The sequence below is a fragment of the Bathymodiolus japonicus methanotrophic gill symbiont genome, assembly GCF_019721995.1.
GTDB lineage: Bacteria > Pseudomonadota > Gammaproteobacteria > Methylococcales > Methylomonadaceae > Methyloprofundus.
In genome coordinates, this window is the sequence record NZ_BLYC01000012.1 from 76,317 (window position 1) to 98,708 (window position 22,392).

The following is a 22,392-nucleotide window of genomic DNA, read 5'->3' on the forward strand; positions in this document are numbered from 1 at the left end:
TACTTTTACTCGATGTTCAAGTTTTTGATATTGAGAAGGTAAAATCAGGTATTCTGAGGTTGTTGTAATTTTATCGGTGTAAGCCCATGTTAATGAATGCCCCAGCCACCTTTATCCAAAGCTATATTGACGATTTAAATGATGCGCTCAATCAGCTAAAACCCGGAGCCGCTTTGACACGGATTCAAGCCGCTTGGTTGGGCACTTGTTTAACGGGCATACTGCTAATGAACTCTGTTTGCTGGGCTAAGTTTGAGCGAGCAAGCCTTGGAGATTGCAAAGTAGCCGCATTATCCTGGGTGTTTCGTAAAGCAAGTATACCCTGGGACTGGTTGCTACGGGTGAGTGTGGTCTTAATTTTAAAACGTTATGGCATTACTGAAGGTGTGTTGGCCTTTGATGAATCAGACCGAGCACGATCTAAGTCTACAAAACGTATTTATAAGGTTTACAAGCAGAAACACAAAGGCTCCGGCGGGTATGTTAATGGACAAACGATAGTATTATTGCTGCTAGTTACCTCATCCATTACAGTGCCTGTCGGTTTTTTCTTTTATATGCCGGATACAGCCTTGAAGCAGTGGGATAAAGAAGATAAACGGTTGAAAAAGAGCGGTATAGCAAAAAAAGATCGGCCTATTAAGCCTGCAGGCGCGCCATGCTACCTCACGAAATTCCGGGACTCCTGTCGCCATAATTCGTTCACCTACGCAGCGGATGGGAGATGCCCTGAACGCCCTGCGTCCGCAACGACTACGCACAAAAGCCGCTTCGTCATTACTACCTCACTGGCTGGACGGCTATTCGGAATGCAATTCTTGCTCCTCTCGCGTGCTGCTAGCACACGTCGAATCAGCGAATTGCCCTGTCGCCTTTCAGGGACTAAAAATCACCACTTCGCTAAGCTCCGTTTCCATGATTTTCAGCGAACGTGACAGTGCCTACCCGACCAAAACAGAGATTGCATTAGGCTTATTAAAAGAGTTTAAAGTTGCGCATAGCCTGATTAAAATTAAAGGCGTACTGGCTGATGCGCTGTATGGTGAAAAAGCCTTTATGGACGAAGCCGCTAAAGAATCTGGAGGCTCGCAGGTGATTAGCCAATTACGTAAAAACCAAAATATTGAATATAGAGGTAGAATAAGGTCAGTCGAGAGCTACTTTAATTCGATTAACAAAGGCATTGATCAGATAATACGTGTACGTGGCGGCAAAGAGATTAAAGTGACTGTCAGCAGTGCACGATTAAAGGTGAGTTCTCACAGTAAAAAACGCTTTGTCATTGCCTTAAAATATGACGGTGAAAACGACTATCGCTATTTAGTGGCGACAGACCTGACTTGGCGCACACAAGATATTATTCAAGCCTATACGTTGAGATGGCTGATTGAGGTTTTCTTTGAGGACTGGAAGCTTTATGAAGGATGGGGGCGTGAGGCCAAACAATTAGATGAAGAGGGATCAAGCCGTGGCCTGATTCTGAGTCTTTTGTTTGACCATTGCCTTCTCCTTCACCCAGAGCAAATAGCCCGCATTGAAAGCAAACTACCTGCGTATACCGTAGGAAGCTTACAGCGCAAGTCTCAAATGGATGTACTGCTTGAGTTCATCACGTCATTGCTAGAGTTTCCAGATCCTGGTGATAAGCTGAAAGAGTTAGGTGAATTAATAAAGGATGTGTTTCAACTGATGCCATCAGGAAAACATATGATTGGCAGAGATTTAGGGCGCTTAGAGCCAACACCATCATTAAAGTATTGTTCTGCTGGGTGAAGGTAAGAGTTTGATGGCAATGGGCTGGAAAAACTTGAACATCGAGTATAAACATGGCAAAACCACCTAAAATAAACCTCGATACACCAGCATTGTGTATTTCAGCTACTCAATAATTGGGAAACTTCAGATTTGTAAACACCTACGCCTAGAATAATTAACACTACCACGCCCCAGCCAATAACATCCATATATTGGCGTAACTTGCTTTCAAAGCGTTCGCCTCCCCAGGACAATAAACTAGCAACCAGAAAGAAACGAGCACCCCGTCCAACAAAAGAAGCAAGTACAAAAGGCAAAAACATCATGGATAAAGCCCCTGCCGCAATGGTAAAAACCTTATAAGGTATGGGAGAAAAACCTGAGATGAAAATAGCCCAGAAACCCCAATCCTTAAACCATTGCTCCGCAAGTTGATACTTTGACCAGTAATGTGAACCTTGCAGCCAGGGGTGAATTAGATCAAATGCAAAATAACCAATTGCATAACCAAGCATCCCTCCTAACACCGATGCCAGGGTAGTAATTAAAGCCAGGCGCAAAGCTTTAGACTGGTGAGCCAGCACCATGGGAGCCAGCATAACATCAGGGGGCACAGGAAAAAAAGAAGACTCGGCAAAGCTTAATGTCGCCAGATATTTTGTAGCATGGCGGTGTTTAGACCACTGTATGGCCTGGTCGTAGAGTTTTTTAAACATAGAATAATAGTATTTGTTAAACATAAGAAACTAGCATAAGTATCTCATGTTTTATCAGAACACTTTAAAAAAGTATGCATCTATAACCCGCAATTGACTGTTATTTAATACACTATGTAACTGAACCAAGTAATTGATGCGCCGTGACTTTTATATCCACCTGAATTAAGGTCTTGTTCACCGCCATCGCAAAGTTAAATAAGTGCGGTATTAGTGTTACTGAAGTTTCCCAATTATTGAGTAGCTGAAATACACAATGCTGGTGTATCGAGGTTTATTTTAGGTGGTTTTGCCATGTTTATCATCAGTGTTCCCATTGAAAGAAGAAGTGCCTAAACAAAGCAGCCTATAACCTACCTGAAGGTAGCACCACTCGAATATTTCCATCTTTTTGATTTTAATCACGTATAACAGCAAATAGATGCTCTGTAGGCACCGTAAAAAAACAACAAATAATTTCAAATAAAGCTTGCAATTACCGAAAAAATTTTTCTAAAAATTTCCGTTTTAATCACCTCATAAACGGATATCACCCATGCTTAACCCATCTTCGTCACTTTCATCTTTCTAAGCCATTGATTCATCGGTTTAAGCGATTTTTTGTCGAAAAATTCTCTTTAAAATCAATGGTGTTTTTTTTGAAAGTTTTGTAGTGCCATTTATATTATTTTTGTCGATAAATTCCAGGCGCGCCATGCTACCTCACGAAATTCCGGGACTCCTGTCGCCGTAATTCGTTCACCTACGCAGCGAATAGGAGATGCTCCAGCCGCCCTGCGTCCGCCACAGACTGAGCACAAAGCAGCTCAGTCATGGCTACCACAAATGGCTCTACGGCTATTCGGGATAAAATTTTAGCCTCCCTCGCGCGCTATCGCGCACTTCGGATTGGCAAATTTCCCTGCGCCTTCTGGAGACTATCAGCCCGTCCGGGGCTGACAGCGATTGACTTTTGTCAAAAAAATCATCATTATTTGAGTGTAATTTACATGCGACAAAAATACTCTAAAAAATCCAACGTTTTATACAAAAACACAAAATCTGTAGTGCCAACTGGCTACTTTTTAAAATTTCAACCAATTGATTTATAACAACTACATCATCAATAGTGACGAAGATGGGTTAAAGACCTACCACTCTCTGAACATATTCACCAACACTGCTTGGGGAGTCGCTATTTTTGCGAAAGCTTGTTTTGGGCATCCCAGCCCAAGCAAGCAGCAAAAACTTAACGCGACCACTTATGCCTCCGGCGGCCCCGATTCGTCCTCGTCACCTCGTCCCGACCCAACAAGGGGTCGGAACATAGGCTCCAAATGACTTGACGCCGTGTCGGATGGCCTTTTATTTTGTCTCCACCTTCGCTAACGCTCAGACTCCGAAAAAACAACGGCCCTACGGCTATCGCGGACTAAAAATCTTCACTTCGCTAAAGCTCCGTTTCCAGGATTTTCAGCGAATGAAAGTATGGAACGTGCCCTGTTAGCAGAGCGTCATCCTTTGTGGGCTCGTTCATGCCCAGAGTTGAAGGATATCGACTTTATTCGCCTTGGGTTATTACGCTGTATCAGTGTAGTCGATAGTGGTCGCCATTTCCTCCAAACCAATGAACAGATTTATGGCCAGCTGCTTCCCCACTCAACGTATTTTAAATCACTGAAGTCGCATAGACGAACAAGTATGCTTGAGGCATTTGAACAGCAGAGCTATCATCTTCACGCTGAAACACTGCTATCGCAAGGCATTGATTATCTTAAAGCATTCCCAGAACTTGACGAATACACCATAGAAGCAGCGGATGGACATTTTATTGATCATGCCTGCCATACTGAAAAAAACAGCAAGGGGAAAGTTTATGCGGCCGGGGGGATTTACGCGTTGAATCTCAGAAGTGGGTTGCTCAGATTTTTTTGTCTGGTGACAAACGGAACTCAGAGACATCAAGAAATACCTGTGTTACGAGATCATATTGAAAAACAAAACAAGGGAAATAACAGCTCTCAGAAACATCTCTATGTCTACGATAAAGCCGTCACCGACTTTGTCTGGTGGGATCGGCAGAAACGACATGCTAATTACATGATTTCAATGCTAAAAGAAAATTCAATTGCGACTCTGGTTGAGTCTATCCCTTTTGACTCCCGCCATGAGATCAATACAGGGGTTGAAGCATACAGTGTGTACGAAAACAAGGGCATCAAATTTAACGTAGTGGATTACCGTGATCCAGAAACCGGAAAACTTCACCGGTTTGTGACAACCTTGCCAATGACTATTAACCCTGGAACCATTGCCATGCTGTATTTCAAGCGATGGACGATTGAAAAGACATTCAATAACACTAAAAGTAATTTCAAGGAAACTAAAGCTTGGTCTTCCAATACCCGCTCATTTGAAAATCAAATGCGCCTGACTGCAATGAGCTATAATTTAATGCGCGTGTTTGAAGAGATTTCAAAAACACAACAGCTAGAATTGATTCATCCATCGGATAAAAAATCAGGCGCGCCATGCTACCTCACGAAATTCTGGGACTCCTGTCGCCATAATTCGTTCACCTACGCAGCGGATGGGAGATGCCCTGAACGCCCTGCGTCCGCAACGACTACGCACAAAAGCCGCTTCGTCATTACTACCTCACTGGCTGGACGGCTATTCGGAATGCAATTCTTGCTCCTCTCGCGTGCTGCTAGCACACGTCGAATCAGCGAATTGCCCTGTCGCCTATCAGGGACTAAAAATCACCACTTCGCTAAGCTACGTTTCCATGATTTTCAGCGATAGCGAGGCTCTGGAGATAAGGCAGCAACAGGCTCAAAAACGAGATCGTTTTGTGAATCCATTATTTTCCCAGGCAAGAATATCTCGTATCAGCTCGTATACCATTCGGGCAGTTCAAAACGCAATAATAACAGGAATGTCTTTACAGTGCTTTATGAGCTCTCTTGTGGCGAGGTTAGTTTCACGGCCTCAATTGATAGGGGAACACTGATGATGTTTATAGCAACCCCCTACGTAATTCCCCTTAGGCAATAGCATTTGAAACGAATGAAAAGACTATTTTTTTCATATAGTTGTAGCATAGTTTCAATTTTACCATAAATAATTATTGGGAAACTTCAGTTAGTGTTATACACAGAGAAAAAAAACGCTCAGGGATTTCAGGATTATGGAAAACAATGGCTACCTTTGAAAACTGAAGTTTCTTAGAAATTCATCAAGCAACCATTCGCAATAAAACGGCTACCACCGAATTTACAGGGGAGCTGCTGTATTTGGGGCAAACCCTTTCAAAATCCGGATCCAAAGCCGCTTCGGCAATGATGCGGCGGATATCTGAAAAGGCGAAACTGGCTCGCCCCTTCACTTTGTGCCGACGTTCCGGATCGGTTTTTAAACGATCCGCGTAAATCCACGTCAGCGTTGTTGCCATCATACAGAAGTTCAAATGGTTGGTCACTGCCTGCGCATTTCGACACTGACTTTTCTGACTCCCTATGTCTTGCTTGAGCTCTTTGAACCCGGATTCGATTTTCCATCGCGCACCATAATACTCAATAATCTGTGTGACGGATAAACTTAGATCGGTCGTAAACAAAGCAATCCACTGTGTGCGACGAAACACCCAGACAACCTGAACGGGTCGTTTCAATGTTTTCAGCATGACAACGCGACTATAAGCCCTGACTTCACGCTGTTTTCCATAGAGATTCACGGTATACGATCGGGCCTTTTGTTGTACTGTTTTTGCCATGTCTGTGGCTGCCCCCAGACGCTGCCCGTACTTTTTATTCCGCCCCCTCTGCTTGGGTTTTCTTTTTTCTGGACGATCGTACAGTACATTATTGCACCTTAACCTAGAGAGAATATTAAACCGGCTTCCGATAGCTTTGTAAACAGGCTTCCATAGGCCATTGTTGCCAAACCAGCTATCAGTGACTGTCAATATCGGAGCGGTGGAAAAATGTTCTGCAATTGCAATCAGCATTTGAGCCGCCTGAGCCATCTTGGTCTGGAAAGGAACGACATCACCTCTTATCGTGGCGGTTTCTTTTTTTGCCTGAATTGTTTTTAAGGGGAGATAAAATCGGAGATCTAAAAATAAGCACGCCCAGCGACCTTTGACCTGTTTCAGCAACCCTACCGATACAATATTTTGTGCCCATGGATATTTGCTTTGATTCGATTTGGCCGCGTGGTCAAAAATGGCTTCACAGCCCAGGCGCGCCATGCTACCTCACGAAATTCCGGGACTCCTGTCGCCATAATTCGTTCACCTACGCAGCGGATGGGAGATGCCCTGAACGCCCTGCGTCCGCAACGACTACGCACAAAAGCCGCTTCGTCATTACTACCTCACTGGCTGGACGGCTATTCGGAATGCAATTCTTGCTCCTCTCGCGTGCTGCTAGCACACGTCGAATCAGCGAATTGCCCTGTCGCCTATCAGGGACTAAAAATCACCACTTCGCTAAGCTCCGTTTCCATGATTTTCAGCGGTAGTACGGAATTTCGATTGATAGGCATAAGCTTTATCTTTCACGAGTTGGAATGATGTGACTATTATTGCCCGAACTAAGTGTGTAGGCTGTGTATTAGCTAAGGAACCAAGATTTTTGATACCTAAAACTATATATCTTAGGCAAAGAAGCGCACTATTATATGTGATGCGTTTTGTTGCTTAGCACACCCTGGTTTTCGGTTTTTTATTAAATCCTTAATCCTGAAACATAGAAAGTAGGGTTTTTAGCTTCACACTGTCTCGTGGTGGGACTAAAGGAGTAGGGTGACTTGAAAGGCACCCCAACTACAATATAGGTTTTATTTAAACCATGAATCATAAAAGCGTGGGTTAAACATCTTCTTCACAGCATAAGCTATACGCGCCTTTTTTTCTGCAACGGTAGAGTTTTCATTGACGTTACCCGTCGCTACGCCTATCCAGATAACAAACCCCGTTTTAATATCCAGAGCGACAACGATTAACGCTGCTTTTGGCACATTTTCAGGGATCTCCACATCTGTTTCCGGATCAGCTTTTAACTCTTGAGCCGCCATATCGACACCAGTAAAGAAGCTGATTGCAACTTCTGCATCCGCGTCTGCCACTTCAGTCAGGCCGCTATCGCGTAATTCGCTGTCTATCAGAAATTTAATGTCGCTGGAGATATCAAATTTTGCAGGCTGCCATTTTCCTTCCGGATCGTTTAGTATCTCTGCAGATCCTAACCAGGCGTAAGTTGAATAAGCGGACAGGTTAACTTTAGGGTCAGATGCTGTCTCTACTTCTATGTCTTTTGTATTAGTACATGCTGAAAGTAGTACAGTAAGCAGCAATAGTGCAAAAGGAGCGTAAAATTTTTTCATTGGATGATCAATATAATTGTTTATAGAAATATTACTTTACCCTAAAAGATGCAGTGATTCCATTGGAATATTGCCGGCAGCAAGACTAGTTTGTAGAAAAGCCCTCTAATTAAAGCTATAAATTAATATAGAGTGATAGCAATAAAAATATTCTACTTGTCATGGGCTTGTGATTTAATAAGTCTATTCTGTCTCACTACACATCACATCATATCACTTAGGTATACTATGAGCTTGTTTCTATCCCGTGGCTATGGCCAATTACTGACTACTTTGCTGTTATTGTTTTTATCTGCCTGTGAATCAAGAAATGAATATATTGCACCGCCAGCCCCAGAAGTCACCGTTAGTAAGCCAATACAGCAGAGTGTTACCGACTATCTAGAATTTACCGGGACTACACAGTCGGTAGGTTATGCTGAAGTTAGAGCCAGGGTTTCTGGTATATTAGAAAGTATGCACTTTTTTCCGGGTGTTCATGTAGAGCAGGGAGATTTACTATTTGTTATTGATCCGGAGCCTTATCAGGCCGAGTTAGCCAGTGCCAGAGCCAAGTTGAAACGAGCTCAGGCAGAACTGGATCGCGCCGATAAATTAATACAGAAAAATTATATTTCTAAAACCGAGCATCTACGCCATTCAACTGAGCGTGATGTTGCACAATCTGCAATTGGCCTTAAAGCTGCCCGGGTACGTAGTGCAGAAATTCAAATGGAATATACTCAGGTAATGGCTCCGATCAGTGGCCGTGTAGGAAGAAATCTGGTCGATGTTGGTAACCTAGTTGGTGAAGGGGAGGCTACTTTATTAACTGAAGTTTCTTAATTATTGAGTAGCTAAAGCTCGCAACGCTGGCACGTCGGGGTTTATTTTAGGTGGCTTTGCCATGTTTATAGCAAACCCCCATTTAAGTACCCTTAGGCGAAAGCATTTGAAACGAATGAAAAGATTATTTTTTTCATATAGTTGCGGCATTGTTTAAATTCTACCATAAATAAATATTGGGAAACCTCAGTTTATTAACCTCCATAACCGAATACAAACCCATGTATGCTTATTTTCACTTAAATGAACGTGATTTACTAAGCTTGCTGGAGTTACGTAATGAGGAGTCTGTGGAACAAGGACATGACTCTGACACAATGTCTGATCAAGAATTACATATTCCTCTCTTCTTAGGGCTAGCAAATGAGGAAGGCTACCCGCACGAAGGCATATTAGATTTTGGCGAGTCATCAATCAATACCAGTACCGGTACCATAGAATCACGTGGTGTTTTTTCAAATACTGAGAAGCCAGTGCGCTTGCTACCCGGCCTGTTTGTCCGTTTACGCTTGCCTATAGGTGAAACGCCAGATGCATTATTAGTCAGTGAGCGTGCCATCGCTGCAGACCAAAGTGGGCGTTATGTATTAGTGGTTAATAAGGAAAACAAGGTGGAAAAACGCCCTGTTACGCTAGGGCAGTGCATTGATGGCATGGTCGTTATTGAGCAGGGAATTAAAGCTGAAGATAAAGTCATTATTAATGGCTTGCAACAAGCCAGACCCGGCAGCGTAGTACAGCCTATAACAGAATCAACAGCAGGATAAGGTTATGTTTTCTCGATTTTTTATCGAACGTCCGATTTTCGCCAGCGTTATTTCCATTGCTGAAGTTTCCCAATTATTGAGTAGCTGAAATACACAATGCTGGTGTATCGAGGTTTATTTTAGGTGGTTTTGCCATGTTTATAGCAAACCCCTACTTAATTCCCCTTAGGCAATAGCATTTGAAACGAATGAAAAGACTGTTTTTTTCATATAGTTGTAGCATAGTTTCAATTTTACCATAAATAATTATTGGGAAACTTCAGCTCCTAAACATTCTACCTTTATAAATTCTCCGAATATGAATAAACAAGCTGAAAAATCCAGCAATGTCGTCTGGCATCAATTCACAGTAAGCAGAAAGCGCAGAGAAGAAAAAAACCACCATAAGTCTGTTGTGCTCTGGTTTACCGGCCTATCGGGATCAGGAAAGTCAACTCTTGCGCATGCGGTAGAAGAAAAACTCTACCTGCTTGGTCTAAATACTTTTGTACTCGACGGTGATAATGTGCGCCACGGGCTAAATAAAGACCTAGGTTTTAGCGACAGGGATCGAAAAGAAAATATCCGCCGCATCAGTGAAGCTGCAAAGCTAATGTTAGAAGCAGGCGTCATTACTCTAACAGCTTTTATATCACCTTTTAAAGAAGAGCGGGAAATGGCCAGAAGCCTGATGCCACACGGTGATTTTATTGAAATACACTGCTATTGTCCGTTAGAAGTCTGCGAAACAAGAGATCTCAAAGGCCTTTATAAAAGAGCCCGTAATGGCGAAATTAAAGACTTTACCGGGATTTCATCGCCCTACGAAGCGCCAGTAAAGCCGGAATTAAAAGTTGATACCAACTCTCTATCTCTTGAAGAAAGCGCCGAGCAAGTGATTGCATTATTACGTGACCGACATATCCTTTCCGAAAACAAAGTAGCACAATGAACTACGATGTCTTTAATGGCGATGCAGACGGCATCTGTGCCTTAGTTCAGCTACGCCTTGATGAGCCACTTGAATCCACCCTAGTCACTGGCATAAAACGGGATATACAATTACTAAATAAAATTAATATCCAGGCTGGAGATCAATTAACAGCTTTAGATATTTCCCTGCATAAAAACATACAAGAAGTGACTGCTTTTCTGCAAAGTGGTGCCCATATTTTTTATGCAGACCATCATCAGCCTGGTGATATACCCTATCACCCAAACTTTACCGCGCTGATTAATACCAGCGAAGATACCTGCACCAGCTTAATTATTAACCAGCACTTGCAAGGCCAGTTTCCTTTATGGGCTATTACCGCAGCTTTTGGTGATAACCTGCATGCTAGTGCAGAACAGCTTGCCTCCAGCATAAATATCAGTGCGGAAATACTGGAGCAGCTTACAAAGCTGGGTACTTATGTTAATTACAATGGCTATGGTAGCTGTCTGGCAGACTTGCACTTTGCCCCAGATAGACTCTATCTTGAAATGGCTATTTATTCCTCACCACTTGATTTTATAGCTAATAATCAGCCTATTTATCAGCAATTAGAAAATGGATATTTAGAGGATATGCAACGTGCTGAACAAGTACAAGCAGAATACAACAACGAAAACATTGCCGTTTTTATACTAACTGACCAAACCTGGGCAAGACGTGTCAGTGGTGTTTTTAGCAATGACCTCGCTAATCAGCACCCAGATAGAGCGCATGCAGTACTCACTTTTACACCAGATAATGACTATCAAGTCAGTGTCAGGGCTCCGGTAAATAATAAAACAAAAGCGGATCAACTTTGTGCATCATTCCCTACCGGTGGAGGTCGTAGCGCAGCGGCAGGTATTAATCATTTAGTAACAGAAAATTTAAACCATTTTATTAAAAAATTTGCACAAACCTATTCAAATTAGGCAGCAACAGAAAAACTGTTTTTTTCAGGCATTGTATTTAACAACTGAAGTTTCTTAGAAATTCATCAAGCAACCATTCGCAATAAAACGGCTACCACCGAATTTACAGGGGAGCTGCTGTATTTGGGGCAAACCCTTTCAAAATCCGGATCCAAAGCCGCTTCGGCAATGATGCGGCGGATATCTGAAAAGGCGAAACTGGCTCGCCCCCGCTGAAAAATCAGGGAAACGTAGGAAATAGGCCTAAGCGGAAGTGATGATTTTCAGGCGGATGTGTTTCAACTGATTGCCATCAGGGAAAACATATGACGGCAGGAGATTTAGGGCCGCCTTAGGGCCAAAACAGCATCATTTAAAGTATTGTTCTGTGGTGTGAAGTAAGAGTTGATGGCAATGGGATGGAAAAAAACTTGAACATCGAGTTATAAACATGGCAAAAACCACCTAAAATAAACATCGATACACCAGCATGTGTATTTCAGCTACTTCAATAATGGGAAAACTTCAGCTTCAGTAATGCCATAACGTTTTTAAAATTAAGACCCACCACTCCACCCGTAGCAACCAGTCACAGGGTATACTTGCTTTTACCGAAACACCCAGGATAATGCGGCTACTTTGCAATCTCCAAGGCTTGCTCGCTCAAACGTAGCCCAGCAAACAGAGTTCATTAGGCAGAATGCCCGTAAACAAGTGCCCAACCAAGCGGCTTGATCCGTGTCAAAGCGGCTCCGGGTTTAGCTGATTGAGCGGCATCATTTAAATCGTCAAAATATAGCTTTGGAATAAAGGGGCTGGGGCATTCATTAACATGGGGACACCGATAAAAATTACAACAACTCAGATACCTGATTTTTACCTTTTCTAATCTCAAAAACTTGAACATCGAGTTTCAGCAACCTACCGATACAAATATTTTGTGCCCATGGCTATTTGCTTGATGTCGATTGGCCGCGTGGTCAAAAATGGCTTCACAGCCGAAGATTATTTTTGACTACTTTAGTGAAATGTAGTCATCCAGTGCAAACAATATGCGCCCATCGGTTTCAGGAGACGGACATCAGCTCCCAGATAGTTTCCACAGCCCAGCCCACGGCAAAGGTTTGGAAGAAGCCATGAAAGTGTAAAAGCGCTTATTTCTTGATCTCAAACCCAAACAAACGTATCAAGGCAAACGCCAAAGATTAGAGGTCACTGATGACGTAAAAGGAACGATAATGGACAGGATCGTGTAAACGAACAAAGAGGCTCGTTCGCGGCCTAAAGTGGTTTCGGAAAAATGATCTTGAAGCGGGAGTAAAATATCGCGTAAAATGAACATGAATGAGGTCGTTTTATTTCTATAATCAATGTGTTATAAACTTTCATTATACACTGAAACCAGGCCTCACTCACGATTAACCTGTTGTTTTTAAAAAGAATTCAAGGCTTTTAGTCAACGGAATGCCATTAATATTAGTAATATCTAATATTAATGAAAAATAAGCATTAACTGATATTCTTATGCTTTAAAAACCAGGAAACTTCAGTTTAACAATTGTTTCAAATATACTGTGATTTAGACCCTCGATTTCCAATGGAGTTAAAAATGAAAAATCTACTCGGTACAATAAGTTATATTACTCTAACGAGCCTTGTGCTCTTAGGCAATGCCAATGCTAATTGTAGTAGCACTCAAGTAATGGATCCTGACGCTAGATTATCCTTTACCACCGTTTGTGTAACTCAAGGAGAAAAATCACAAGAATACCATAAATAAAATGGCGATTTGATTGACTGGAAACGAGGTATCAGTCCTTCTATTGATCCAACCAAAAAAATCGGAACCTGGTCATCAGATGCGGCTGCTCATACTATTACCTACACATATCCTACCAAAGATGGTTCAGTTGATTACACCTATGAACTGTATGTTGATGAGGATGCCATCCCGACTAGCTTCTGGTATTGTAATGGCACTAATGGCGCTGGTGATATTAAAATAGATGCAATATTGTTTGGTCAATCTGATGCATGTCCTGGATAACATTTTATTAAATACTTACTGTAACTAAACTAGGCCTACAACTTTATGCAAATCCGCATTAAGTTGCAGGCGCGCCATGCTACCTCACGAAATTCCGGGACTCCTGTCGCCATAATTAGTTCACCTACGCAGCGGATGGGAGATGCCCTGAACGCCCTGCGTCCGCAACGACTACGCACAAAAGCCGCTTCGTCATTACTACCTCACTGGCTGGACGGCTATTCGGAATGCAATTCTTGCTCCTCTCGCGTGCTGCTAGCACACGTCGAATCAGCGAATTGCTCTGTCGCCTATCAGGGACTAAAAATCACCACTTCGCTAAGCTCCGTTTCCATGATTTTCAGCGATAGTATTCATTGTACCAGGTGACAAATTTCTCTATGCCCTGTTCGATCGTTGTATCGGGTTTGTAGCCTACATCTTGTACTAGCGCTTCTACATCAGCATAGGTATCGGGTACATCACCTGGTTGTAAAGGTAATAGTTCTTTTTCTGCAGTTTTACCCAGGTATTTTTCCAGAGTTTCTATATAATCCATCAACTCCACAGGGCTCTGGTTGCCAATATTATAAACTCGCCAAGGAGCCTTGCTAGTTCCAGAATCCGGATTTTTACCGCTCCAGTCAGGATTAGGCTGGGCAATATTATCCAGTGTTCTAATTACACCTTCAACGATATCATCTATATAGGTAAAGTCTCTCCGATGCTTACCATAATTAAATACCTGAAGTTTCTTGCCTTCTTTTATCGCTTTGGTAAATAAAAACAAAGCCATATCCGGTCTCCCCCAGGGACCATAGACGGTAAAAAAACGCAAGCCCGTTGTTGGCAAGTTATAGAGATTACTGTAGGTATGCGCCATCAATTCGTTAGATTTTTTGGACGCGGCATATAAGCTTAAGGGGTGATCGACATTATCATACACAGAAAAAGGCATGGTCTCATTCGCACCATACACCGAACTACTCGATGCGTACACCAAATGTTCTACATTATGATGCCGACAGCCCTCTAGTATATTTAAAAAGCCCACTATATTACTTTCTATATACGCATGTGGATTTTCGATAGAGTATCGCACGCCCGCCTGAGCAGCCAGGTTCACGACGCGCTGCGGCTGATGCTGTTTAAATAGCTGCTCCATACATTCTCTATCCGCAATATCGGCTCGCACATCAGTATAGTTTTGATGATCTTTTATTCGATCTAAGCGTGCTAATTTTAAATTAACATCATAATAATCATTAAGATTATCAATGCCTATCACTTCATCGCCGCGCTCTAATAATTTTATCGCCAGGTGATTACCAATAAAACCGGCTGTGCCAGTAACCATTACTTTCATTTTATAAACGCTCGTCTGTTAGTTCTGCTGGAAATAAATATTTAAGATCGTAGATGACTGAGTCAGGTTTACCTAAAGCTCTAATCTGTGCAATATGCATTTTTTTAAATTGTTCATGTGCAACTGCTAATAAGACAGCATCAAACCTGCCTTCTTCTAGTGTCGCTATTGGTTTAATGCCGTACTCAGCCTGTGCCTCTTCTGGATCAACCCAAGGGTCATAAACATGGATATTAACCCCATAAGTTTGTAATTCATTAATTATATCGACCACTCGCGTATTACGTAAATCAGGACAGTTTTCTTTAAAAGTCAGGCCCATAATTAAAATGTCAGATTCACGGACATGCAAGCGGTTTTTTAACATCAGCTTAATTAAACGCGAAACCACATATTCGCCCATACCATCATTAATACGTCGACCGGATAAGATAATTTCCGGGTTATAGCCGATGGACTGTGCTTTATACTCGATGTTCAAGTTTTTGATATTGAGAAGGTAAAATCAGGTATTCTGAGGTTGTTGTAATTTTATCGGTGTAAGCCCATGTTAATGAATGCCCCAGCCACCTTTATCCAAAGCTATATTGACGATTTAAATGATGCGCTCAATCAGCTAAAACCCGGAGCCGCTTTGACACGGATTCAAGCCGCTTGGTTGGGCGCTTGTTTAACGGGCATACTGCTAATGAACTCTGTTTGCTGGGCTAAGTTTGAGCGAGCAAGCCTTGGAGATTGCAAAGTAGCCGCATTATCCTGGGTGTTTCGTAAAGCAAGTATACCCTGGGACTGGTTGCTACGGGTGAGTGTGGTCTTAATTTTAAAACGTTATGGCATTACTGAAGGTGTGTTGGCCTTTGATGAATCAGACCGAGCACGATCTAAGTCTACAAAACGTATTTATAAGGTTTACAAGCAGAAACACAAAGGCTCCGGCGGGTATGTTAATGGACAAACGATAGTATTATTGCTGCTAGTTACCTCATCCATTACAGTGCCTGTCGGTTTTTTCTTTTATATGCCGGATCCAGCCTTAAAGCAGTGGGATAAAGAAGATAAACGGTTGAAAAAGAGCGGTATAGCAAAAAAAGATCGGCCTATTAAGCCTGAACGTGACAGTGCCTACCCAACCAAAACAGAGATTGCATTAGGCTTATTAAAAGAGTTTAAAGTTGCGCATAGCCTGATTAAAATTAAAGGCGTACTGGCTGATGCGCTGTATGGTGAAAAAGCCTTTATGGACGAAGCCGCTAAAGAATCTGGAGGCTCGCAGGTGATTAGCCAATTACGTAAAAACCAAAATATTGAATACAGAGGTAGAATAAGGTCAGTCGAGAGCTACTTTAATTCGATTAACAAAGGCATTGATCAGATAATACGTGTACGTGGCGGCAAAGAGATTAATCGGGGAGTCGCTATTTTTGCGAAAGCTTGTTTTGGGCATCCCAGCCCAAGCAAGCAGCAAAAACTTAACGCGACCACTTATGCCTCCGGCGGCCCCGATTCGTCCTCGTCACCTCGTCCCGACCCAACAAGGGGTCGGAACATAGGCTCCAAATGACTTGACGCCGTGTCGGATGGCCTTTTATTTTGTCTCCACCTTCGCTAACGCTCAGACTCCGACAAAATAACGGCCCTACGGCTATCGCGGACTAAAAATCATCACTTCGCTTAGGCTCCGTTTCCCTGATTTTCAGCGAGTGACTGTCAGCAGTGCACGATTAAAGGTGAGTTCTCACAGTAAAAAACGCTTTGTCATTGCCTTAAAATATGACGGTGAAAACGACTATCGCTATTTAGTGGCGACAGACCTGACTTGGCGCACACAAGATATTATTCAGGCCTATACGTTGAGATGGCTGATTGAGGTTTTCTTTGAGGACTGGAAGCTTTATGAAGGATGGGGGCGTGAGGCCAAACAATTAGATGAAGAGGGATCAAGCCGTGGCCTGATTCTGAGTCTTTTGTTTGACCATTGCCTTCTCCTTCACCCAGAGCAAATAGCCCGCATTGAAAGCAAACTACCTGCGTATACCGTAGGAAGCTTACAGCGCAAGTCTCAAATGGATGTACTGCTTGAGTTCATCACGTCATTGCTAGAGTTTCCAGATCCTGGTGATAAGCTGAAAGAGTTAGGTGAATTAATAAAGGATGTGTTTCAACTGATGCCATCAGGAAAACATATGATTGGCAGAGATTTAGGGCGCTTAGGGCCAACAGCATCATTAAAGTATTGTTCTACTGGGTGAAGGTAAGAGTTTGATGGCAATGGGATGGAAAAACTTGAACATCGAGTTATAGGTTAAATAATACGGATCAACACCTATACAATGCCCGCCCACTAGCCCAGGACGGAAAGGTAAAAAATTCCATTTTGTCCCCGCAGCCTGCAATACTTCTTCGGTATCAATACCTAAACGATTAAAGATTAGCGCAAGCTCGTTTATTAGCGCGATATTGACATCACGCTGGGTATTTTCGATCACCTTTGCCGCTTCTGCGACTTTAATGCTACTCGCTTTGTAGGTCCCTGCCGTAATAATACTTTTATATAGCTGATCAACCTGCTCGGCAATTTCATCCGTCGAACCAGATGTTACTTTTAAAATATTTGTTACGCGGTGCTCTTTATCGCCTGGGTTTATACGCTCTGGGCTGTAGCCTACAAAAAAATCCTTATTAAACACTAGCGCAGAATCCTGCTCTATAATCGGCACACACACTTCTTCTGTTGCACCCGGATAAACCGTTGATTCATAAATAACAATATCACCCTGCTTAATAACCTTAGCTATTAAGCAGCTGGCTTTTTCCAATGGAGTTAAATCAGGTTGCTTATATTCATTGATCGGCGTTGGAACAGTTACTATATAAATATTACATAAACTAATATCTTCAGTATTAGGGGTATAGCTTAATTGTTTTGCTTCTGCACGCTCCTCATCACTCACTTCCAGAGTATGGTCATGGCCTGATTTTAACTGATCAATCCGCGCCTGATTAATATCAAACCCTACTGTATTATATTTTTTGCCAAACTCAACGGCTAAAGGCAGGCCCACATAGCCTAAGCCTATCATGGCAATTTTTATCTTTCCTAACATCAATTAGTCCTTTTCCCAGATACCGCGCGCATCAATGATCACTTTCTCTTGCAATACCGATTGCTTCACCTGCTTAAAATAGAATGGTCCGTTAAGGTCACGATAATATTCGCCCTCTCCAGGCTTTCTCCAAGGCTCACTAATTGCACATTTCCGGCTTGTAAGCGTGTAGGCAATTCTTTAATATTAGGCTCCACAATCAGCACTTCACCGAATTTTTCTTGAATTACCTTAACCTATCTTCGTGACATATACAGTCAATTTCCCATTATTTCAATGAGTTAAATTTTTCAATCGGCCCCAGTTGGCACTACAGGTTTCATATCAACGATCGTTTTAACTTTTCCAACAGGCGCGCCATGCTACCTCACGAAATTCCGGGACTCCTGTCGCCATAATTCGTTCACCTACGCAGCGGATGGGAGATGCCCTGAGCGCCCTGCGTCCGCAACGACTACGCACAAAAGCCGCTTCGTCATTACTACCTCACTGGCTGGACGGCTATTCGGAATGCAATTCTTGCTCCTCTCGCGTGCTGCTAGCACACGTCGAATCAGCGAATTGCCCTGTCGCCTATCAGGGACTAAAAATCACCACTTCGCTAAGCTACGTTTCCATGATTTTCAGCGTCGGGTCGGGGTTAATATTCAACGCAGTGTATATTTGTTTTTGTCTGGTTTCTGCTTTGCTTGTGGTTCGCAGGTGAATGATTGTATCGTTATCCGTGGGTAAAGTAATGGTCATGCGTTGCTGGGTCGACATCCTGTTGCGAATGCTTTCCCAGCTTAGATGGATGTCCTGCAATCTAAGTTGATAACGCAGTACATGTACCAGGTGGTAAGCTAATAATGTGATGAATAGGTGTCCGGTAACCCGCTCTTCTTTTTTGTGATAGACAGGGCGCAAGCCTAGCTCGGTTTTCAGGCTTCTAAAGGTCGCTTCAATCTCAGTCAGCATGGTATAGGTTAGCCATAACTGTTCTTCCGACCAGTCAGGGATATTCGTTCTTAGGCAGTAAACACCACAGTGCTTATCTTTTTGGTCACTTTCAGGTTTACGTTGCCATTCTATACCGATGGCTTTGTTTTTTTTGTCATCCGCGATAACGTTAATGGTGTAATCTGCAGCAACACGGCTATGTTTTTCACGTAGTCGTCCGATACGTTCCAGTATTTTGTCGTATTTTTTAAGGGTGCCTTTTTTGCTCAGACCTGTGTGCAGTTTTTCCAGGACCTCTTCCAGACGAGCATGGAAGCGATTACGGATACCTTGTTCTTTTTTTGCTTTTTGTTCTGAATGACAATAGAGTCGGGTTTCCCCGGTTTCTTGATCAACTTCACGATAAACAACAACATTGCTGTCCCGGGTATCCCTGACCGCTACCGGAGTTTTCTGATCTCTTGGGTTTTTTACATGTTGTTCTCGACTGACAACGAGATAATGATAATCTTGTTCGATTAACCAGGCAATATTGTCAGCGCTGGCAATGCCGGCATCCATGATAACCACCGGCTTTATTTGATGAAAGGGATCCTTGTCTCGCAGTTCGTCAAGCATCAGTTTCAAGGTCGCGGGCTCACTGGCGTTGCCGGGAAAAACCTGACTACTCAATGGAAACAGGCGCGCCATGCTACCTCACGAAATTCCGGGACTCCTGTCGCCGTAATTCGTTCACCTACGCAGCGAATAGGAGATGCTCCAGCCGCCCTGCGTCCGCCACAGACTGAGCACAAAGCAGCTCAGTCATGGCTACCACAAATGGCTCTACGGCTATTCGGGATAAAATTTTAGCCTCCCTCGCGCGCTATCGCGCACTTCGGATTGGCAAATTTCCCTGCGCCTTCTGGAGACTATCAGCCCGTCCGGGGCTGACAGCGGCCGTCACCATCCAGAACCAGCCCCAGAGTAACCAACGGGCAATCAGTGCGTTTCTCTTTAGAGCGACCGAATTTCGCTTTCGGGTTTCGGGCGCACTGGCCTTCAAAATAAGTATTGGTCAGATCGTACAATACAATCTTGCGGTTTAAATTGAACAACGTCTGCTCTCGGTCAGCCAGAAAATATTCAAGAGTTGCCTGATGTTTGAGTAGCTTGTCACTGACTGTATATAATCGCGTCAGGCTGGTGTTACCGTAGTCATGACCCAGTAATTCGCCCAGGCCTGTTCGATTTTGCAACCAGTCATGTGTTTGCAGTTCACTGCCGGGTGAAACCATACGTCCTATGATAGTGCCCAGGGCCGTCGCCGTATCTACTTTATTAAAGCCCAGCGCCATGAGTTTTTCGTCTAGCTGTAACTGCTGTGCGGCATGCAGTGCCAGGGTTTCAACACCAATACTACGGGCATTAATGGCTTCGACATGATTAATATCGACATGATGAAAATCTCGCGTTGTTGTTTTTGAATCTAGCGGTTGTGACAGTTTTGCAGTCATCAGTGAGCTATAGCGCTGGGCTGTTGCTTCCAGAAGTTGATTTAAATCATCGGCTAAATTGAATAGCTCTTCCTGATGTGGTTCCAAACCTTGCTGTAATTGTTCGATTCTGGCCGTCAGCAAGGGCCAGTACTTTTTATCAATCGTAAAGTCCGCACCTATATTGAGCAATGTACGTTGCTTGACTTGTTTTCCTATACGCACAGATTCTACAATGCGGTAAGTGAAATAAGCTGAGCCGTCTTCAAGGCTTTTTGTTTTGGTTCTTCGAATATACATACCACTAGCATCGGTGAAAAATCAGGGAAAATCAAGGGTCAGAGCAAGTTAAGATGGCACTACAGAGACCCTCAAAAAAAACACCATTGATTCTAAAGGGATTTTTACGATGAATTTTTAATGCGAATTATAAATCAATGACTTGAAGAGATAAAAGTGACGAAGATAGGTTAAGTGCGGATGCCTACGGCAGGACTTTCTCTTAAGTCATCAATATCCGCTTTAAACGCTAAGCCTAAAACTCGATGTTCAAGTTTTTGATATTGAGAAGGTAAAATCAGGTTTTTGATATTGAGAACATCAGTGTTCCCATTGAAAGAAGAAGTACCTAAACAAAGCAGCCTATAACCTACCTGAAGGTAGCACCACTCGAATATTTCCATATTTTTGATTTTAATCACTTATAACAGCAAATAGACACTCTGTAGGCACCGTAAAAAAACAACAAATAATTTCAAATAAAGCTTGCAATTGCCGAAAAAATTTTTCTAAAAATTTCCGTTTTAATCACCTCATAAACGGATATCACCCATGCTTAAAGACCTACCACTCTCTGAACATATTCACCAACACTGCAATGAAAGTATGGAACGTGCCCTGTTAGCAGAGCGTCATCCTTTGTGGGCTCGTTCATGCCCAGAGTTGAAGGATATCGACTTTATTCGCCTTGGGTTATTACGCTGTATCAGTGTAGTCGATAGTGGTCGCCATTTCCTCCAAACCAATGAACAGATTTATGGCCAGCTGCTTCCCCACTCAACGTATTTTAAATCACTGAAGTCGCATAGACGAACAAGTATGCTTGAGGCATTTGAACAGCAGAGCTACCATCTTCACTCTGAAACACTGCTATCGCAAGGCATTGATTATCTTAAAGCATTCCCAGAACTTGACGAATACACCATAGAAGCAGCGGATGGACATTTTATTGATCATGCCTGCCATACTGAAAAAAACAGCAAGGGGAAAGTTTATGCGGCCGGGGGGATTTACGCGTTGAATCTCAGAAGTGGGTTGCTCAGATTTCTTTGTCTGGTGACAAACGGAACTCAGAGGCATCAAGAAATACCTGTGTTACGAGATCATATTGAAAAGCAAAACAAGGGAAATAACAGCTCTCAGAAACATCTCTATGTCTACGATAAAGCCGTCACCGACTTTGTCTGGTGGGATCGGCAGAAACGACATGCTAATTACATGATTTCAATGCTAAAAGAAAATTCAATTGCGACTCTGGTTGAGTCTATCCCTTTTGACTCCCGCCATGAGATCAATACAGGGGTTGAAGCATACAGTGTGTACGAAAACAAGGGCATCAAATTTAACGTGGTGGATTACCGTGATCCAGAAACCGGAAAACTTCACCGGTTTGTGACAACCTTGCCAATGACTATTAACCCTGGAACCATTGCCATGCTGTATTTCAAGCGATGGACGATTGAAAAGACATTCAATAACACTAAAAGTAATTTCAAGGAAACTAAAGCTTGGTCTTCCAATACCCGCTCACTTGAAAATCAAATGCGCCTGACTGCAATGAGCTATAATTTAATGCGCGTATTTGAAGAGATTTCAAAAACACAACAGCCAGAATTGATTCATCCATCGGATAAAAAATATAGCGAGGCTCTGGAGATAAGGCAGCAACAGGCTCAAAAACGAGATCGTTTTGTGAATCCATTATTTTTCCAGGCAAGAATATCTCGTATCAGCTCGTATACCATTCGGGCAGTTCAAAACGCAATAATAACAGGAATGTCTTTACAGTGCTTTATGAGCTCTCTTGTGGCGAGGTTAGTTTCACGGCCTCAATTGATAGGGGAACACTGATGATTGAGAAGGTAAAATCAGGTATTCTGAGGTTGTTGTAATTTTATCGGTGTAAT

At 42.8% G+C, this 22,392-nt stretch carries 27 protein-coding genes and 4 pseudogenes; 17 read left to right on the top strand and 14 right to left on the bottom strand.

What is annotated here, in order from left to right; genetic code table 11:
* Positions 1 to 86: 86 nt before the first annotated feature.
* Positions 87 to 935, top strand: coding sequence for a transposase (locus tag K6984_RS16205; protein ID WP_221896463.1), 849 nt, complete (start codon positions 87 to 89; stop codon positions 933 to 935).
* Positions 916 to 1,773, top strand: coding sequence for a transposase (locus tag K6984_RS16210; protein WP_221896494.1), 858 nt, complete (start codon positions 916 to 918; stop codon positions 1,771 to 1,773). The genes K6984_RS16205 and K6984_RS16210 overlap by 20 nt, the downstream gene beginning before the upstream one ends.
* Before the next feature lie 101 nt (positions 1,774 to 1,874).
* Here K6984_RS16210 and K6984_RS16215 read toward each other — a convergent pair whose 3' ends face one another.
* Together K6984_RS16215 and K6984_RS16220 are read right to left on the bottom strand one after the other, a co-directional pair.
* Positions 1,875 to 2,495: a YqaA family protein gene (locus K6984_RS16215; RefSeq protein ID WP_230988128.1), complete on the bottom strand. Its 621-nt coding sequence runs from the start codon at positions 2,493 to 2,495 to the stop codon at positions 1,875 to 1,877.
* Between the two features lie 635 nt (positions 2,496 to 3,130).
* Complete coding sequence (locus tag K6984_RS16220) at positions 3,131 to 3,271, bottom strand: hypothetical protein (RefSeq protein ID WP_221896464.1); 141 nt, start codon at positions 3,269 to 3,271, stop codon at positions 3,131 to 3,133.
* A gap of 12 nt (positions 3,272 to 3,283) precedes the next feature.
* Here K6984_RS16220 and K6984_RS16225 point away from each other — a divergent pair, with 12 nt between their 5' ends.
* From K6984_RS16225 to K6984_RS16235, 4 genes are all read left to right on the top strand, one after another.
* The gene (locus tag K6984_RS16225) at positions 3,284 to 3,562 is read left to right on the top strand and encodes a hypothetical protein (protein ID WP_221896465.1); all 279 of its coding nucleotides are present in this window, start codon (positions 3,284 to 3,286) and stop codon (positions 3,560 to 3,562) included.
* 89 nt (positions 3,563 to 3,651) lie between these two features.
* Positions 3,652 to 3,780, top strand: coding sequence for a hypothetical protein (locus K6984_RS33885; protein WP_263458596.1), 129 nt, complete (start codon positions 3,652 to 3,654; stop codon positions 3,778 to 3,780).
* 27 nt (positions 3,781 to 3,807) lie between these two features.
* Complete coding sequence (locus K6984_RS16230) at positions 3,808 to 3,957, top strand: hypothetical protein (protein ID WP_221896466.1); 150 nt, start codon at positions 3,808 to 3,810, stop codon at positions 3,955 to 3,957.
* Complete coding sequence (locus K6984_RS16235; protein WP_221896467.1) at positions 3,939 to 5,255, top strand: transposase; 1,317 nt, start codon at positions 3,939 to 3,941, stop codon at positions 5,253 to 5,255. The genes K6984_RS16230 and K6984_RS16235 overlap by 19 nt, the downstream gene beginning before the upstream one ends.
* Positions 5,256 to 5,688: 433 nt before the next feature.
* Here K6984_RS16235 and K6984_RS16240 read toward each other — a convergent pair whose 3' ends face one another.
* Both K6984_RS16240 and K6984_RS16245 read right to left on the bottom strand, forming a co-directional pair.
* Positions 5,689 to 6,702 (bottom strand): IS701 family transposase, encoded by a 1,014-nt coding sequence (locus K6984_RS16240; RefSeq protein WP_476693194.1) that lies wholly within the window; start codon positions 6,700 to 6,702, stop codon positions 5,689 to 5,691.
* Positions 6,612 to 6,803, bottom strand: coding sequence for a hypothetical protein (locus K6984_RS16245; RefSeq protein ID WP_221896469.1), 192 nt, complete (start codon positions 6,801 to 6,803; stop codon positions 6,612 to 6,614). The genes K6984_RS16240 and K6984_RS16245 overlap by 91 nt, the downstream gene beginning before the upstream one ends.
* Between K6984_RS16245 and K6984_RS16250 the strand changes: the two genes are divergently transcribed.
* Positions 6,760 to 7,026, top strand: coding sequence for a hypothetical protein (locus K6984_RS16250; protein ID WP_221896470.1), 267 nt, complete (start codon positions 6,760 to 6,762; stop codon positions 7,024 to 7,026). The genes K6984_RS16245 and K6984_RS16250 overlap by 44 nt on opposite strands.
* 266 nt (positions 7,027 to 7,292) lie before the next feature.
* Here the strand turns inward: K6984_RS16250 and K6984_RS16255 are convergent, their stop codons facing one another.
* On the bottom strand, positions 7,293 to 7,808 hold the full coding sequence (locus tag K6984_RS16255) for a DUF4136 domain-containing protein (protein WP_221896471.1): 516 nt from the start codon (positions 7,806 to 7,808) through the stop codon (positions 7,293 to 7,295).
* A 264-nt stretch (positions 7,809 to 8,072) separates the two neighbouring features.
* On the opposite strand from K6984_RS16255, the gene K6984_RS16260 reads away from it, so the two are divergent.
* The 5 genes from K6984_RS16260 to K6984_RS16280 all read left to right on the top strand — a co-directional run bounded on the left by K6984_RS16260 (position 8,073) and on the right by K6984_RS16280 (position 13,343).
* Entirely contained in the window at positions 8,073 to 8,663 is a 591-nt protein-coding gene (locus tag K6984_RS16260; protein WP_221896472.1) for an efflux RND transporter periplasmic adaptor subunit, read from the top strand.
* 176 nt (positions 8,664 to 8,839) lie between these two features.
* The gene (locus K6984_RS16265) at positions 8,840 to 9,430 is read left to right on the top strand and encodes an efflux RND transporter periplasmic adaptor subunit (RefSeq protein ID WP_263458777.1); all 591 of its coding nucleotides are present in this window, start codon (positions 8,840 to 8,842) and stop codon (positions 9,428 to 9,430) included.
* Between the two features lie 298 nt (positions 9,431 to 9,728).
* Complete coding sequence (cysC, locus tag K6984_RS16270; RefSeq protein ID WP_221896474.1) at positions 9,729 to 10,361, top strand: adenylyl-sulfate kinase; 633 nt, start codon at positions 9,729 to 9,731, stop codon at positions 10,359 to 10,361.
* Complete coding sequence (locus tag K6984_RS16275) at positions 10,358 to 11,317, top strand: DHH family phosphoesterase (RefSeq protein ID WP_221896475.1); 960 nt, start codon at positions 10,358 to 10,360, stop codon at positions 11,315 to 11,317. Before cysC ends, K6984_RS16275 begins: the two co-directional genes overlap by 4 nt.
* A gap of 1,768 nt (positions 11,318 to 13,085) precedes the next feature.
* Positions 13,086 to 13,343 carry a hypothetical protein gene (locus tag K6984_RS16280; protein ID WP_221896476.1) on the top strand — a complete coding sequence of 86 codons (258 nt, stop codon included), beginning with the start codon at positions 13,086 to 13,088 and terminating at the stop codon, positions 13,341 to 13,343.
* Positions 13,344 to 13,378: 35 nt separating this feature from the next.
* Here K6984_RS16280 and K6984_RS16285 read toward each other — a convergent pair whose 3' ends face one another.
* Positions 13,379 to 13,522 (bottom strand): hypothetical protein, encoded by a 144-nt coding sequence (locus K6984_RS16285; protein ID WP_221896477.1) that lies wholly within the window; start codon positions 13,520 to 13,522, stop codon positions 13,379 to 13,381.
* On the opposite strand from K6984_RS16285, the gene K6984_RS16290 reads away from it, so the two are divergent.
* Complete coding sequence (locus tag K6984_RS16290; protein ID WP_221896478.1) at positions 13,479 to 13,712, top strand: hypothetical protein; 234 nt, start codon at positions 13,479 to 13,481, stop codon at positions 13,710 to 13,712. The two genes, K6984_RS16285 and K6984_RS16290, sit on opposite strands and share 44 nt — an antisense overlap.
* Here the strand turns inward: K6984_RS16290 and K6984_RS16295 are convergent.
* The gene (locus tag K6984_RS16295; protein WP_221896479.1) at positions 13,684 to 14,688 is read right to left on the bottom strand and encodes an NAD-dependent epimerase; all 1,005 of its coding nucleotides are present in this window, start codon (positions 14,686 to 14,688) and stop codon (positions 13,684 to 13,686) included. The genes K6984_RS16290 and K6984_RS16295 overlap by 29 nt on opposite strands.
* A 1-nt stretch (position 14,689) precedes the next feature.
* Positions 14,690 to 15,163: pseudogene (locus K6984_RS16300) on the bottom strand (UDP binding domain-containing protein); the annotation flags it as partial.
* 72 nt (positions 15,164 to 15,235) lie between these two features.
* Here K6984_RS16300 and K6984_RS16305 point away from each other — a divergent pair.
* A complete protein-coding gene (locus K6984_RS16305) occupies positions 15,236 to 16,249 on the top strand; it encodes a transposase (protein ID WP_221896480.1) in 1,014 nt (337 codons plus the stop codon).
* 139 nt (positions 16,250 to 16,388) lie between these two features.
* The gene (locus K6984_RS16310) at positions 16,389 to 16,937 is read left to right on the top strand and encodes a hypothetical protein (protein WP_221896481.1); all 549 of its coding nucleotides are present in this window, start codon (positions 16,389 to 16,391) and stop codon (positions 16,935 to 16,937) included.
* A 21-nt stretch (positions 16,938 to 16,958) separates the two neighbouring features.
* Here K6984_RS16310 and K6984_RS16315 read toward each other — a convergent pair.
* Together K6984_RS16315 and K6984_RS33890 are read right to left on the bottom strand one after the other, a co-directional pair.
* Positions 16,959 to 17,792 (bottom strand): annotated as a pseudogene (locus K6984_RS16315) (nucleotide sugar dehydrogenase); the annotation flags it as partial.
* Positions 17,793 to 18,128: 336 nt separating this feature from the next.
* Positions 18,129 to 18,254 carry a hypothetical protein gene (locus tag K6984_RS33890; protein ID WP_263458778.1) on the bottom strand — a complete coding sequence of 42 codons (126 nt, stop codon included), beginning with the start codon at positions 18,252 to 18,254 and terminating at the stop codon, positions 18,129 to 18,131.
* On the opposite strand from K6984_RS33890, the gene K6984_RS16320 reads away from it, so the two are divergent.
* The gene (locus tag K6984_RS16320) at positions 18,211 to 18,498 is read left to right on the top strand and encodes a hypothetical protein (protein ID WP_221896482.1); all 288 of its coding nucleotides are present in this window, start codon (positions 18,211 to 18,213) and stop codon (positions 18,496 to 18,498) included. The two genes, K6984_RS33890 and K6984_RS16320, sit on opposite strands and share 44 nt — an antisense overlap.
* On the opposite strand, the pseudogene K6984_RS16325 reads toward K6984_RS16320, so the two are convergent.
* The 4 genes and pseudogenes from K6984_RS16325 to K6984_RS16335 form a co-directional block, all read right to left on the bottom strand.
* Positions 18,399 to 19,409, bottom strand: a pseudogene (locus K6984_RS16325) (IS1634 family transposase); the annotation flags it as partial. The gene K6984_RS16320 and the pseudogene K6984_RS16325 overlap by 100 nt on opposite strands.
* On the bottom strand, positions 19,400 to 19,525 hold the full coding sequence (locus K6984_RS33895) for a hypothetical protein (RefSeq protein ID WP_263458779.1): 126 nt from the start codon (positions 19,523 to 19,525) through the stop codon (positions 19,400 to 19,402). The gene K6984_RS33895 and the pseudogene K6984_RS16325, both read right to left, overlap by 10 nt.
* A gap of 147 nt (positions 19,526 to 19,672) precedes the next feature.
* Positions 19,673 to 20,506, bottom strand: a pseudogene (locus K6984_RS16330) (IS1634 family transposase); the annotation flags it as partial.
* 170 nt (positions 20,507 to 20,676) lie between these two features.
* Positions 20,677 to 20,907, bottom strand: coding sequence for a hypothetical protein (locus tag K6984_RS16335; RefSeq protein WP_221896485.1), 231 nt, complete (start codon positions 20,905 to 20,907; stop codon positions 20,677 to 20,679).
* Between the two features lie 130 nt (positions 20,908 to 21,037).
* Between K6984_RS16335 and K6984_RS16340 the strand changes: the two genes are divergently transcribed.
* A complete protein-coding gene (locus K6984_RS16340) occupies positions 21,038 to 22,336 on the top strand; it encodes a transposase (RefSeq protein ID WP_221894003.1) in 1,299 nt (432 codons plus the stop codon).
* Positions 22,337 to 22,392 lie beyond the last annotated feature (56 nt).